This window comes from Roseibium sp. R5, from assembly GCF_055755305.1.
Window position 1 is genome coordinate 974234 of the sequence record NZ_CM146910.1, and the last position, 14364, is coordinate 988597.

A 14364-nucleotide genomic window follows, 5' to 3' on the forward strand; every position below is an offset into this window, starting at 1 on the left:
CTGGCCCCGATCGAATGACCGAGGCCAAACATCACCTTACATGTTGCACTCGGACCAATAGGCATCTGAATGGCTGTTCAGCGCCTTGCCGATGATCTTGTTGGTGAAGACATCGCCTTCCTTAATGACTTCCCGCACGTAGATATCCTGAATCGGATGGTTGTTGGGGCCGAATCTGAATTCGCCGCGCGTGCTCTTGAAATCAGCTTCCCGAAGCGCTTCCCGGAAAGCATCCGCATCCTTCACGTCAGCTTTTGCCATGGCGGACAGCAGCAGATTGGCGGTGTCGAACCCCTGAGACGCGTAAAGCGACGGCAAACGGCCGTATTCCGCTTGGAAGCTCTCAACGAAAGCGTTGTTAACCGGCGTGTTGATGTCCTTGGACCATTGGCTGGTGTTGCGGACACCAAGCGCCGCATCGCCGACAGCCTGCAGGATGCCTTGGTCAAAGGAGAACGCCGGGCCAACAACTGGCAGGTCGATGCCGCTGCCCGCATACTGCTTCAGGAATGAGATGCCCATGCCGCCTGGAAGGAAAAAGTAGACGCTGTCTGCACCGGACGCGCGGATTTGCGCCAGTTCGGCCGCATAGTCGGTTTGCCCCAGCTTGGTGTAGAGCTCGCCTGCCAAATCGCCTTTGTAAAGACGCTTGTAGCCTGTGAGCGCGTCTTTGCCGGCCGGATAGTTCGGCGCGAGAATGAAGCTGTTCTTGTAGCCTTCGACATTCGCAAACGCACCGGCGGCTTCATGCAGGTTGTCGTTCTGCCAGGCCACGTTGAAGTAGTTCGGGTGACAGCCCTTGCCGGCCAACATGGACGGGCCAGCGTTCGGCGACAGATAGAACTTTCCCTGCGCTGTTACGGATGGGATCACCGCCATGGCAAGGTTCGACCAGATGAGACCGGTCAGAACGTCCACATTTTCGGCCTGCACAAGTTTGTCGGCAAGCTTCACAGCAACATCCGGCTTGCGCTGATCGTCTTCGATGATGACTTCAATCTCTTCATTGCCGGACTGCTTGACCGCCAACATGAAGCCATCGCGCACATCAATACCAAGACCGGCGCCGCCGCCGGACAAGGTGGTGATCATGCCGACCTTCACCGGCTCTGCAGACGCCGCAGCAACGCTGAGGCTGAGTGCGGCAACCGCCGCAAGTAGTGTTTGTTTCATGTTGGTTCTCCTAAAGAATTTGACCTGCTGTTCCCGATTTACGTGGCTCTGCGGCGTCTTTGACCGTCTAAAACCAAGGGGCCATGTTTGATCCCCGACGCTGCCCAAACGCCGGTTTATTCTAAGCGCTGTCCTACAGCTCTTCCCGAAGCCGGAACCTTTGAACCTTCCCTGTCGCCGTTTTCGGCAATGTGTCTGCAAAAATGATGGAGCGCGGATATTTGTAAGGTGCGATGACCGCTTTCACGTGATCCTGCAACGCCTTGGTCAGCTCGTCCGTTGGTTCATGGCCCTCGGCAAGGACGATATGTGCCTGAACAATGGACCCGCGATCTGGGTCTGGCACGCCAATGACGGCACATTCCAGCACTACATCATGCGCCAATAGCGCGGCTTCAACCTCCGGTCCGGCAATGTTGTAACCGGCGGATATGATCATGTCGTCATTGCGCGCGGCGAAGTGCAAATGACCGTCTTCGCTCATGGAAAAACTGTCGCCGGTAATGTTCCAGCCGTCGATGACATAGTTTTTCTGACGTTCATCCGCGAGATAGCGGCATCCGGTCGGGCCACGCACGGCCAACCGTCCGACTTCGCCACGCGCGACAGGTTCTCCATCCTGGCCAACGATCTTGACCTCGTAGCCCGAGACCGGTTTACCGGTGCAGGCTGGCTTGTGATCATCAAACCGGTTGGAAACAAAAATATGCAGCATTTCAGTTGCCCCGATGCCGTCCAGCATCGGTTTACCCGTCTTTGCCATCCAGGCGTCGTAGACCGGTGCCGGAAGCGTTTCACCCGCTGAGACTGCCGCCCGCAAGGACGAGAGGTCTGCGCCTTCTTCCATTGCCTGCAGCATGACCCGGTAGGCCGTTGGCGCCGTAAAGCAGACCGTAGCCTTGTAGGTCTGGATGATCTCGATCATGTTCGGCGGTGAAGCGTTCTCCAGAAGCGTGGCTGCAGCCCCAAAACGCAGCGGGAAGACCGCTAAACCACCAAGGCCGAAGGTAAAGGCGAGCGGCGGAGATCCGACAAACACATCATCCGGTGTGACGCCGAGCACTTCCTTGGCATAGCCATCCGCAATGATCAGGATGTCCCGGTGAAAATGCATTGTCGCCTTGGGCGATCCTGTGGATCCGGAAGTAAATCCCAGCAGGGCAACATCGTCCCGGCCAGTATTGACCGCGTCAAACCGGACGGATTTGGTCAGTGCAAGGCGGTCGAGTTCGGCATCATGGTTGGACGTGCCGTCAAAGCCGATGACTTTTTTAAGATATGACGATGTCTTGGCACAGGCGACCATCTCGTCCATCAGCCGTGTGTCACACAGTGCGAACTCGATTTCGGCCTTGTCGACGATCTTGGCAAGTTCCCCCGCGCGCAGCATTGGCATGGTGTTGACGACAACAGCCCCCGCCTTGGTCGCCGCTAGCCAGCAGGCCACCATCGCCGGATTGTTGGCCGAGCGGATCAGGACACGGTTGCCCGGCTTCACACCCAGATCTTCCACCAGCGCATGGGCGAGGCGGTTGGTCCAGTCGGAGAGTTCCTTGTAGGTCCGGCGGCGACCATTGCCGATCAACGCCGTATGATCTCCAAAGCCTTTCTCGACCATCTTGTCGGTGAGCTCAACGCCGACATTGATGTGATCGGGATAGTCAAATCCATCCAGAAGAAACTCCGGCCATTGGTTCTGGGGCGGAAGGTTGTCCCGGGCAAAGGTGTCGGTGTGAGCGGTGGGACCCAGCATTGGCTATCCTCCCTGACTGGCGCTGTCGGCGGCAAAAGCGCCAAGTGTCTGGCGTGCAATGACGATTTTTTGGACGTCCGTTGCGCCCTCATAAATGCGCAAGGCCCGGATTTCGCGATAGAGCTTCTCGACGGTTTCGCCGGAGCGCACGCCGTCACCGCCATGCAGCTGAACGGCCTTGTCGATCACTTGCTGCGCTTGCTCAGTCGCGAAAAGCTTGGCCATCGCCGCTTCCCGGGTGACGCGCGGCGCACCGCTGTCCTTGGCCCAGGCGGCGCGGTAGATCAGCAATGCAGCTGCATCCACGTCCAGCGCCATATCGGCGATATGTCCTTGCACCATTTGAAGATCGGCGAGCGGTGCGCCCTGGATCTGGCGTGTGCTCACCCGCTCCAGCGCTTCGTCCAGCGCCCGGCGGGCAAAGCCCAGTGCAGCGGCAGCGACGGTGGAGCGGAAGATGTCGAGCACAGACATCGCGATCTTGAAACCGTCGCCGGGATTTCCGATACGGTCGGATTTCTTGACCCGGCAATCGGTGAAGCGCAGTGTTGCCAGCGGATGCGGGGCAATCGTGTCCAGACGTTCGGCAACTTCAAATCCTGGAAGATCCGGTGTAACGACAAAGGCCGACAGTCCCTTGGCGCCCGGCGCCTCGCCCGTGCGGGCGAATAGCGTATAGACGTCGGCAATGCCACCGTTGGAGATCCACGTCTTTTCGCCATTCAGAACGTAACTGTCGCCGTCATCCGTCGCTGTCATAGTCGAGTTGGCGACATCGGAACCGGATTGCGGCTCGGTGAGCGCGAATGCGGAGATCGCCTCGCCGGACCGGGTTTTCGGCAGCCAGGCAGCTTTTTGCTCTGCCGTTCCAAAAAGCGACAGGGCCCCAGTGCCAAGACCTTGCATGGCGAGGGCAAAATCGGCCAACCCATCATGACGCGCAAGAATTTCTCGGGAAAGGCACAGGGTGCGGACATCCAACGGTGCGCCGTCTTCGGACGCTGTCGGCTGAAGCCACCCGGCAGAGCCCATCGCCTTGACCAGCGACCGGCACGCCTGATCGGTGTCAGCATGATCGACGTGAAGCCCTTTTGCAAAGGCCTCGAGGTCTTCGGCCAGTTTGCGATGCCGGTCTTCGAAGAACGGCCAGGAGAGGAAACTCTTGTCTGCCATCAGTTGCCCTCGAACACCGGTTTTTCCTTGTTGACAAAGGCGTTGTAGGCCCGCTCGAAATCCCCGGTCTGCATGCAGATCGCCTGCGCCTGGGCTTCGGCTTCAATGGCCTGCTCGATGGACATGGACCATTCCTGCGCGAGCATGGTCTTGGTCATCATGTGCGCAAAATTCGGCCCGGCAACGATCCGCTCGGCAAAGGCAACGGCTTCACCTTCCAACGCATCTGCAGAGACAAGACGATTGAAAAATCCCCAGCTTTCGCCTTCCTCAGCGCTCATGGAGCGGCCTGTGTAGAGCAGCTCCGCCGCCCGGCCCTGGCCGATGATCCGGGGCAAGATCGCGCAGGCGCCCATATCACAGCCTGCAAGGCCTACACGGGTGAACAGGAAAGCCGTTTTTGCTTCTGGCGTGGCAAAGCGCAGGTCGGAAGCCATGGCGATAATCGCCCCGGCGCCAACACACACCCCATCGATAGCGGCAACAACCGGCTTGCCGCAATTGACGATCGCCTTGACCAGATCCCCCGTCATCCGGGTGAAGGCCAGCAGCTCTTTCATCGACATCTTGGTGAGCGGGCCGATGATGTCATGGACATCACCGCCGGAAGAGAAATTGCCGCCATTCGGCAGAAACACCACGGCATGAATGTCGTCGCGATAGACCAGATCCCGGAACCAATCGCGCAGCTCGGCATAGCTATCAAAGGTCAGCGGGTTTTTCCGCTCCGGCCGGTTGAGCGAGACACGCGCGATGCCGCCGTCGACGGACAGATTGAAGTGTTTCGGGGCGTCGGTCATGAGCGGCCTGCCTTTTTCAGTGCTGTCTCCGGTTTGCCGGAAGATCCAAATTGTTCAAAAATCTCGTTGCAAGCGGCGATGGCACTGCGGTCGAGACCGCCCATCAGCTCATCGATCCAGCCCTCGTGCTTGGCGGCCAGATCTGCGAAAACCGCGTGCCCTTCGGACGTCAGCTTGACCCGGTTGGCGCGTTTGTCTCCCGGAACCGCCATGCGGATCGCATGACCGTCTTCGACCAGGCGCTCAACGATGCCGGTGACATTACCGTTGGAGACTTTCAAAAAGGCAGAAATCTCGCTCATCTTCAGCCCATCTGGATAGCGCGACAGGGCCGAAAGGACATCAAAACGCGGCAGCGTGGTGTCACATTCATCGCGCAAACGCCGGCGAAGTTCGGTTTCAATTCCAGATGTGGCCTTCAGCAAGCGAAGCCAGAGACGCAGCCGGGATTTGGAGATCGGCTCAAGGGACGTATCGTGCGCAACCATCAGATCTCGCCTCCCGAAAGACTGAGAGCATGTCCGTTAACGCTGGCCGCGCCGTCGGAGCACAGCCAAAGCGCGGTTTCGGCAACTTCCCGTGGCTGGACGAAGCGGTTCTGCGGATTGATCTTGCGCAGCGTTCCAGCCGCCGCCTCCCGGTCCATGCCGGTCTTTTCGCTGATGTTTTGAATGGAACGCTCCAGCATGGGCGTTTCGAGAAAGCCGGGGCAGATCGCGTTGACCGTGATCCCGATACGCGCCAACTCGACAGACAGCGACCGGGTCAGACCGACAACGCCGTGTTTGGCGGCGCAATAGCCGGACACATAAGGGTAGCCCTTAAGGCCAGCCGTTGAGGCAATCGCGATCATTCGGCCCCAGCCAGCATCCTTCATATCGTCCAGCGCAGACTGGAAGGAGAATGCAACGCCGGTCAGATTGACCGACAAATTGGCGTTGAAGGCTTCGGGCGACATCTTGGAAAACGGCGCGCTTTCCGTTGCACCCGCATTGGCAACAACCACCGAAATCGGGCCTTGCTGCTCACGGGCAGCCCCGAAGGCCAGTTTGATCGCGGCCGGGTCTGAGACATCACACACCTGGTACGGCAGTTTCTGCGCGGCGAGCTTTTCCGCATTCCGGCCCATGATGGTGACTTTGGCGCCAGCCGTCTCAAAGGCATGCGCGATTTCCGCGCCTGCCCCGGACCCGCCGCCCGTCACGATCACATGTTTGCCGGCAAGCGTCATACCTTGCCCACCGTCTCGGCGTTCTTGTCTGCAAGCCGCCACAATTGATCGCGGCCCGCGAGATACGGCAGCGGCCAGTCGGGTGCCGCACGATCGCCGATCTTCGCCCCTTCATGCAGCGTCCAGTAGGGATCGGTCAGATGCGGGCGGCCGACGGCCACCAGATCCGCGCGGCCTGCCATCAGTATCGAATTTGCGTGATCGGCCTCGAAAATATTGCCAACGGCCATGGTGATCAGGCCCGCCTCATTCCGGATTCGGTCGGAGAATGGTGTCTGGAACATACGGCCATAGACCGGCTTGGCATCAACCGTCGTCTGACCAGCCGACACATCGATCAGATCCGCACCCGCGCTAGCGAACATGCGTGCAATCTCGATCGCCTCATCCGGCGTGACGCCGTCTTCGCCAACCCAGTCATTGGCGGAAATGCGAACCGACAAAGGCTTTTCGTCCGGCCAGACGGCCCGCATGGCTTTCAGAACTTCCATCGGATAGCGCATCCGGTTTTCAAGGCTGCCGCCATACTCGTCCGTCCGCACATTCGAGACCGGCGAAATGAAGGACGACAACAAATAGCCGTGGGCTGCGTGCAACTCGATCATATCGAAACCGGCGCGGTCCGCCATCTCAGCCGAAGCCACAAACTGATCGCGGATCTGGTCCATTTCCGCGCGCGTGATTTCGCGCGGGGTCGCATTGCGCGACGACCAGGGAATTGCGGAAGCCGAAACCAAATCCCAGTTGCCGTCTTCAAGCGGTAAATCCATGCCTTCCCAGCCGAGGTTGGTCGAGCCCTTGCGGCCGGAATGACCGATCTGGCAGGCGATCTTTGCGTCCGTGTTTCCGTGCACAAAGTCGGTGAGGCGCCGCCAGGCGGTCTCGTGCTCCGGTGCATAGAGCCCCGGGCAGCCCGGAGTGATGCGGCCTTCCGGGCTCACACAGGTCATCTCGACATAGACGAGTCCGGCACCGCCTTTCGCTCGCTCCCCATAATGGGTCAGGTGCCAATCGGTCGGACAGCCATCCACGGCCTTGTACTGCGCCATCGGCGAGACGACGATCCGGCTTTTCAGCTCCATCTCACGCAGTTTGAATGGCGCAAACATCGGCGCGCGCGGCGGCGTGTTTTCATTGTCTGCAACTGGCAGGCCGGCATCTTTCCGGGCCTCGCCCATGAACCAGCTTTCAGCGCTTGCGAGCCATTTCGGATCCCGCTCGCGCAGGTTTTCATGGCTGATCCGCTGCGACCGGGTGAGCAGCGAATAGTTCAGCTGGACCGGATCAAGATGGAGGTAGCGCTCGACATTTTCGAACCACTCCAGCGAGTTGCGCGCGGCAGACTGCAGGCGCAAGACTTCCAGGCGGCGCTGATCCTCATAAATCGCAAAGGCGTGGGCCAGATCCGGCTCGCTGTGCAGCAGGTCCGCCAGCGAAATGGCGGATTCCAAAGCCAGCTTTGACCCGGAACCGATGGAAAAATGCGCTGTCGCGGCCGCATCGCCCATCAGGACAACGTTCTCGTGAGACCATTTCTCGCACAGCACCCGCGGGAACTGGATCCAGGCGGATCCGCGAATGTGGTTGGCGTTTGTCATCAGGCTGTGACCGCCCAAGTGATCCTTGAAAATCGCCTCGCAGGTCTTGATGCTTTCCTGCTGGCTCATCTCGCCAAACCCGAACGCCTCAAAGGTTTCCGGCATACACTCGACAATGAACGTCGCCGTATCATCGTCGAACTGATAGGCGTGCGCCCAAACCCAGCCGTGTTCGGTTTTTTCAAAAATAAAGGTGAAGGCGTCGGAGAAGGTCTGATGGGTGCCGAGCCAGACGAAGTGGCATTTGCGCACATCGATGTCCGGCTTGAATGTATCGCCGTAAAGCGTGCGGGTCCTGGAATTTAGGCCATCGGCGGCAACCACAAGATCGTAATCCTTGCGGTAGTCTTCGGCGCTGCCGACTTCGGTTTCAAACTTCAATTCAACGCCGAGTTCGCGGGCGCGCTCCTGAAGCAAGAGCAAGAGTTTCTTGCGGCCGATGCCGCAGAAGCCGTGGCCGCTGGACAGCTGTTTTTCTTGACCCACCAACAGCGCGATGTCATCCCAATAGGCGAAATTCGCGCGGATTGTTTCCGCGCTGGCCGGATCGTTGGCAGCCAGATTGTCCAGGGTTTCGTCGGACAGAACCACGCCCCAGCCGAAGGTGTCGTCCGCCTTATTGCGCTCAATCACGGTGATCTCGTGAGAGCTGTCCCGCAGCTTCATCGAAATGGCGAAGTAAAGACCGGCCGGCCCGCCTCCAAGACACACGATGCGCACGTTCATTCTCCCCGGATCTGATCTTAGCCAAAACGTCTGGGTCTGATCCTGCGCTCGATTTTCAGATATTTCAAGTATGAAATTTTATATTTAAAATATCTTGCAGCGCAGCATGCGTTGAGTGAAGGAATTGCGATGGGTTTGGGAGACTAACGAAAAATGCTCTGCGCTCGAGTGGATCCCGGATCGCCGCCCCGCTGCGTCCGGGATGACACCAAGGTGAAAATCAGAACAAGCCCGTCTCCTCAAATACACCGCCCACCATCAACTTCCATGGCAACACCGGTGATCATCGAGGCTTCGTCCGAGCAGAGATAGCAGGCCGCGTTGCCGAGATCTTCGGGTGTCGAGAAGCGGCCGATCGGGATGGTGGAGAGGAATTTTGCCCGCATTTCCGGCGTGTCCTCGCCCATAAAACTTTTCAGGAGCGGGGTTTCACCGGCGACCGGGCAGAGCGCATTGACGCGGACACCCTTCGGTGCCAGTTCGACCGCCATCGTCTTGGTTGCGGTGATCATCCACCCCTTGGAAGCGTTGTACCAATTGAGGTTCGGGCGCGGGCTGAGACCGGCCGTGGAGGCGACATTCAGGATCGCGCCGGAGCCACGTTCGATCATTCCGGGAACGAAGTGCTTCGCCATCAGGTAAACGGACTTGCAGTTGACCGCCATCACGCGGTCGAATTCGTCCTCGGTAACGTCCTGCATCGGCTTCGGCAGATGGGTGATCCCGGCATTGTTGACCAGAATGTCGACACCGCCGAGTTTGGTAGCAGCAATTTCGGCTAGTTCAGCCACACTGGCATTGCTGGCAACATCGGCTTTTGTGGCGAAGCCGCCCACTTCTGCGGCGACTTCTTCCGCCAATTCGAGATTGAGATCCGCAATCAGAACTTTGGCGCCTTCCGCTGCGAACTTGCGCACGATGCCTGCGCCAAAACCGGACGCGCCGCCGGTGATAATCGCTGTTTTGCCCTGCAATCTCATGGGTCCAACTCCCTTAAATCATTTATCGTTTTGAGGATCAGCCGTGATAGGCGGCAACTGTTTTCAGCGTGGTGAAGCCGTATAGGGCTTCAAAGCCCTTTTCCCGGCCGTGACCGGACTTGCCCATGCCACCAAAGGGCAATTCCACGCCACCGCCCGCGCCATAGTTGTTGATGAACACCTGGCCGGTGCGGATTTTTTTGGCAAGCCGCATCTGGCGGGCGCCGTCCCGGCTCCAAATGCTAGCAACAAGGCCATAGTCCGTGCCGTTGGCAATCGCGACGGCTTCGTCCTCATCATCGAAAGGAATGATCACCTGAACGGGGCCAAAAATCTCGTCGCGGGCCAGAACATGATCCGGCTTGACCCCGGCAAAGAGCGTCGGGGTCACATAGCTGCCGCCCTCTGGCGCATCCTGCAAAACGGCTTCAGCGGCCTTTTCCAGATCTGCGCCGCGGTCGATGAAGGTTGAAACAATGCCCTGCTGCTTTTTCGAGATAAGTGGCCCGACATCCAGATCGGAGAGCGCCGGTCCCACCTTGAGTGCGCCGTACCGTCCGGCCATGCGCTCGACCGCCTGGTCATAAAGCCCGCGCTGAACCAGAATGCGGGAGGAGGCCGAACAGGTCTGACCCGCGTTCTGAATCCCGGCATTCACCAGGAACGGCAGGGCCGCGTCGAGGTCGGCATCATCAAACACAAGCTGCGGTGATTTTCCGCCAAGCTCCAGGGTGACCGGAATGACGTTTTTGGCAGCTGCCGTTTGAATGTGCACGCCGGTCGCAACGGAACCGGTAAAGCTGACATGATGAATGCCCGGATGAGACGAAAGCGCAGCGCCCGCCTCCGACCCAAGCCCCGGCACGACGTTCAACACCCCGTCCGGCAAACCCGCTGCCTTGGCAAGATCGGCGAAGGCAAGGGCGGTCAGGCAGGCATCTTCCGCAGGCTTCAAAACACAGGCGTTGCCGGTTGCCAGCGCAGCTCCAATCGACCGGCCGATGATCTGCATCGGATAGTTCCACGGAACGATGTGACCGGTGACGCCGTGCGGTTCGCGCAGGGTGTAAACCGTGTAGCCGTCGAGATAGGGAATGGTCTCGCCGTGGAGCTTGTCTGCGGCGCCACCATAGAATTCCAGATACCGGGCAAGGGCGATGGCGTCAGCGCGGGCCTGTTTCAGCGGTTTGCCGACATCAATCGCCTCGATCCGGGCAAGATCTTCGACCTTTTCCAAGACCAGTTCGCGCAGTTTGAAGAGGATTCGTCCGCGCTCGACCGCCGATGTCTTGCCCCAAACGCCGTGCCGGGCCGCTTCGGCGGCTGCAACGGCGGCGTCAATGTCCTCCGATGTGCCCCGGGCAATTGCCCCGATCTCTTCCCCTGTCGATGGGTTGAAAAGCGGCAGCGTGCCGCCGCCTGAAGGTGCGGTCCACTCACCATTGATCAGGCACTTGGCCGGATCGAACCAGAGATCCAACTCGTTGCGCATTGTTCCTCCTCAGGCCGCGGTGATATCGGCCGGCAAAACCGGCGCGGCGGCGACCAATTGTTTTGTGTAATCGTGTTTGGGCGCATCAAAGACGGCCCCGGTCGGGCCTTCCTCAACGATTTCGCCGGATTTCATGACCAGCACCCGGTCAGTGATCGAGCGAACAACGGACAGGTCATGGCTAATAAACAGATAGGTGAGATCGAGCCGGTCACTCAAATCCGCCAGCAAATCCAGAACCTGCGCGCGGACGGAGACATCGAGCGCGGACACCGCTTCATCCAGAATAATCAGATCCGGCTTGATGATGAGCGCCCGGGCAATTGCGATCCGCTGCCGCTGGCCACCACTGAACTCGTGGATGTATTTGTGCCGGTCCTCAACGGTCAGGCCGACGCTCTCCAGCGCCTCGGCAATTGCCCGGTCCCGCTCCGCGCCCTTCGGCGGGTTGTCCAACAAATGAAATGGCTCGGTGATCAGACGTTCAACCTTCCAGCGTGGATTGAAGCTGCCGTATGGATCCTGAAACACCACCTGCATCCTGCGGCGGACCGCAAGGTTGGCGTGGTGATGGGTAAAGACCGGTTGACCATCGAACAGGATCTCGCCGCTCTGAACTTCTTCAAGACCCAAAATGGCCCGGGTCAACGTGGATTTTCCGCAGCCAGATTCACCCACAAGGCCAAGGCTTTCGCCCTTCTTGATTTCAAAGCTGACAGTGTTCACCGCTCGGAAGTGGACGGTCTTGCCCCACCAGCCGTGTGTGTGTGTGACGTAGTCCCGAACAACATTCTGAACCTTCAGAAGTGGTTTCTCCTGTACGAGCCCCTCCCGGTCCGGCACATGACTTGAGGCGGCAAGCAAAGCCTTGGAATAGGGGTGCTGCATGGTGCGGAAGACCATGTCTGCAGGCCCTGCTTCAACCACTTCACCGTTCTTCATGATCACCAGATCATCGGCAAGGTCTGCAACGACCGCCAAATCATGGCTGATCAGCATCAGACCCATGCTGTCTTCCGACACCAGCTTTTTCAAAAGCTCCAGAATTTGAGCTTGGGTGGTGACGTCCAGCGCAGTCGTCGGCTCATCCGCGATCAAGAGCTTTGGCCGCAGGGCAATCGCCATCGCGATCACCACGCGCTGCCTTTGGCCTCCAGAGAGTTCATGCGGATAGCGGCTCAAAGGAAACTTATCCTGGGGGAGTTCTGCCCGGCGCAGCGCTTCGGCGGCCCGGACCATCGCCTCGGATTTTGAAACGTTTTCGTGCACCAGAATGGTCTCAGCCACCTGCGCCCCGATGGTTTGCAGCGGGTTGAGCGCGGTCATGGGCTCCTGAAACACCATACCGACATCCCGCCCGCGAATGCGGCAGAGGTCCGGCTCGCTGAGTGCCAGGACATCTTGTCCGGCGAGCGAGATCTTGCCGGAGCAGGAGGTTCCATTTGGCAAGAGTTGCATGACGCTGAAAGCCGACATGGACTTGCCCGAGCCGCTTTCCCCAATCACGCCCAGGATCCGGCCCGGTGCAACCCGCATTGAAACATCTATGAGAACCGGGATCCCGTGGATGGACAAGGAGAGGTTTTGGATGTCCAGAAGGCTCATACGCGCGCCCTTCGCAGTTTCGGATCGAGAAGATCCCGAAGGCCATCGCCCATCAGGTTGAGACCGAGCACGGTCAAAAGGATCGCCAGGCCAGGAAACAATGCCAGATGCGGGGCCAGTGAGATCATCGTCTGGCTGTCGGCGAGCATCCGCCCCCAGCTCGCCGTTGGCGGCTGAGCGCCGAGACCAACATAACTCAAGCCCGCTTCGGCCAGAATGCCGAGGGAAAACTGGATCGTGCCTTGCACGATCAGCAAATTGGCAACGTTCGGCAGGATGTGTTCCAGCGATATCCGGGCCGGCCCTTTGCCTGCAACACGGGCCGCCAGAATGTAGTCCCGGTTCCACAAGGACAGTGCCGCGCCACGCGTCAACCGGGCAAAGACCGGAATGTTGAAGATACCGATCGCAATGATGGCGTTGAGCGCGGATGCCCCGAAAACCGCGGTGATCATCACCGCGATCAAAAGGCTCGGGAAAGCAAACACCAGATCGTTTGCGCGCATGATTACCTCATCCAACCAGCCGCCTTTGCGCGCGGCGGCGGCCAGACCAAGAGGCACGCCGATAGACATGCCGATGCCGACCGCGACCAGCGCGACGGCAATGGACGTGCGGGCACCGACCATGATCATGCTCAAAATGTCCCGGCCAAACTGATCCGTGCCCAGCCAATGCTCCCAACTTGGCAGCTTCATCCGGTTGGCGATGTTCAAAACGGTCGTATCATACGGCACCCAGACAAGGCTGATCAGCGCCGCCGCAACGAACACAAGTGACAGAAACAGGCCCGGCAACAGGGTACGGCTGTGAAACAGGACGCTCATCAGCGGCGCCTCCGCAGGCGCGGATCAACCCAGGCATAGGCCATGTCGACCGCGAAATTGACGACGATTACCGCGAACACCAGAAGCATCACCACGCTTTCAACGACAATGAGATCGCGGGCGCTGATCGACTGGAACACCAGACGGCCGAGACCGGGTAAAAAGAAGACATTTTCAATAATGATCGCCCCGGCCAGCAAGAATGAGAATTGCAAACCGAGAATGGTGAGCACTGGGATCAAGGCGTTGCGCACGGCATGCCGCCAGAGCGCCTGCCCCTTGGTCAAACCTTTTGCCCGTGCTGTCCGGATGAAGTCTTCATTCAGCGTGTCCAGTAAACTGGACCGCATCACGCGCGTCAGGATGCTGGCTTGCGGCAACGCCAGCGCGATCGCTGGAAGGGTCAAGGCCTTCATGCCTGCGAAAAACCCGGCATCCCAGCCCGGAAATCCGCCCGCGGAAAACCAGCGCAAATTAATGGCGAACACAAGCACCATCAGCATTGCAAACCAGAAGTTCGGAATTGCGACGCCAAGCTGGGTCACACCCATAACAGACGCATCGGCGGCCGAGCCTCTGCGGGAAGCCGCCCAGATACCCGCTGGGAAGGCGATCAGTGTGCTGAGCGTGAGGGCGTAAATCGCCAGCGGCAGAGATACCCACAGCCGGTCACCGATCATCTCGGACACGGGCGTCCGGTAGGTATAGGAAACACCAAAGTCTCCAACCAACAGCCCGCCGGCCCAGGACAGGTACCGTTGAAAGATGGAGCCCGTCAGTCCCAGTTCTTCGCGGAGCGCCTGGAGCGTGTCTTCCTGCGCATTGAGGCCGAGCATGTAAGCTGCCGGATCGCCCGGCACGACTTCGAGCGCCAGAAAAATCACGATCGACGCAGCGACCAGGCTCAAGCTCAAAGACAACAGACGTTTTAGAAAATAGTGGAGCATGGACTTTCTGTTCGGCAACCGGCAAAAGCCGCCCTTGCCATAGCGTTAACTTCGGCTTG

At 59.1% G+C, this 14364-nt stretch carries 12 protein-coding genes; all 12 read right to left on the reverse strand.

The window, feature by feature from the left end:
• Nucleotides 1-36 precede the first annotated feature (36 nt).
• The 12 genes from AC0J4F_RS04420 to AC0J4F_RS04475 all read right to left on the reverse strand — a co-directional run bounded on the left by AC0J4F_RS04420 (nucleotide 37) and on the right by AC0J4F_RS04475 (nucleotide 14305).
• Nucleotides 37-1173 carry an ABC transporter substrate-binding protein gene (locus AC0J4F_RS04420; RefSeq protein WP_422019964.1) on the reverse strand — a complete coding sequence of 379 codons (1137 nt, stop codon included), beginning with the start codon at nucleotides 1171-1173 and terminating at the stop codon, nucleotides 37-39.
• 133 nt (nucleotides 1174-1306) lie between these two features.
• Nucleotides 1307-2926: an AMP-binding protein gene (locus AC0J4F_RS04425; protein ID WP_473025531.1), complete on the reverse strand. Its 1620-nt coding sequence runs from the start codon at nucleotides 2924-2926 to the stop codon at nucleotides 1307-1309.
• 3 nt (nucleotides 2927-2929) lie between these two features.
• Nucleotides 2930-4099 carry an acyl-CoA dehydrogenase family protein gene (locus tag AC0J4F_RS04430; protein WP_473025532.1) on the reverse strand — a complete coding sequence of 390 codons (1170 nt, stop codon included), beginning with the start codon at nucleotides 4097-4099 and terminating at the stop codon, nucleotides 2930-2932.
• On the reverse strand, nucleotides 4099-4899 hold the full coding sequence (locus AC0J4F_RS04435; protein ID WP_473025534.1) for an enoyl-CoA hydratase family protein: 801 nt from the start codon (nucleotides 4897-4899) through the stop codon (nucleotides 4099-4101). The genes AC0J4F_RS04430 and AC0J4F_RS04435 overlap by 1 nt, the downstream gene beginning before the upstream one ends.
• Nucleotides 4896-5387 (reverse strand): MarR family winged helix-turn-helix transcriptional regulator, encoded by a 492-nt coding sequence (locus AC0J4F_RS04440; protein WP_473025535.1) that lies wholly within the window; start codon nucleotides 5385-5387, stop codon nucleotides 4896-4898. The genes AC0J4F_RS04435 and AC0J4F_RS04440 overlap by 4 nt, the downstream gene beginning before the upstream one ends.
• Nucleotides 5387-6130: an SDR family NAD(P)-dependent oxidoreductase gene (locus AC0J4F_RS04445; RefSeq protein ID WP_473025536.1), complete on the reverse strand. Its 744-nt coding sequence runs from the start codon at nucleotides 6128-6130 to the stop codon at nucleotides 5387-5389. Before AC0J4F_RS04445 ends, AC0J4F_RS04440 begins: the two co-directional genes overlap by 1 nt.
• A complete protein-coding gene (locus AC0J4F_RS04450) occupies nucleotides 6127-8448 on the reverse strand; it encodes a bifunctional salicylyl-CoA 5-hydroxylase/oxidoreductase (RefSeq protein WP_473025537.1) in 2322 nt (773 codons plus the stop codon). The genes AC0J4F_RS04445 and AC0J4F_RS04450 overlap by 4 nt, the downstream gene beginning before the upstream one ends.
• Before the next feature lie 245 nt (nucleotides 8449-8693).
• On the reverse strand, nucleotides 8694-9434 hold the full coding sequence (locus AC0J4F_RS04455) for an SDR family oxidoreductase (RefSeq protein ID WP_473025538.1): 741 nt from the start codon (nucleotides 9432-9434) through the stop codon (nucleotides 8694-8696).
• Between the two features lie 37 nt (nucleotides 9435-9471).
• Nucleotides 9472-10926, reverse strand: a complete 1455-nt coding sequence (locus AC0J4F_RS04460) for an aldehyde dehydrogenase family protein (RefSeq protein ID WP_473025539.1) — start codon at nucleotides 10924-10926, stop codon at nucleotides 9472-9474.
• Nucleotides 10927-10935: 9 nt separating this feature from the next.
• On the reverse strand, nucleotides 10936-12531 hold the full coding sequence (locus AC0J4F_RS04465) for an ABC transporter ATP-binding protein (protein WP_473025540.1): 1596 nt from the start codon (nucleotides 12529-12531) through the stop codon (nucleotides 10936-10938).
• Nucleotides 12528-13358, reverse strand: a complete 831-nt coding sequence (locus AC0J4F_RS04470) for an ABC transporter permease (RefSeq protein ID WP_473025542.1) — start codon at nucleotides 13356-13358, stop codon at nucleotides 12528-12530. Before AC0J4F_RS04470 ends, AC0J4F_RS04465 begins: the two co-directional genes overlap by 4 nt.
• On the reverse strand, nucleotides 13358-14305 hold the full coding sequence (locus AC0J4F_RS04475; RefSeq protein ID WP_473025543.1) for an ABC transporter permease: 948 nt from the start codon (nucleotides 14303-14305) through the stop codon (nucleotides 13358-13360). The genes AC0J4F_RS04470 and AC0J4F_RS04475 overlap by 1 nt, the downstream gene beginning before the upstream one ends.
• Nucleotides 14306-14364 lie beyond the last annotated feature (59 nt).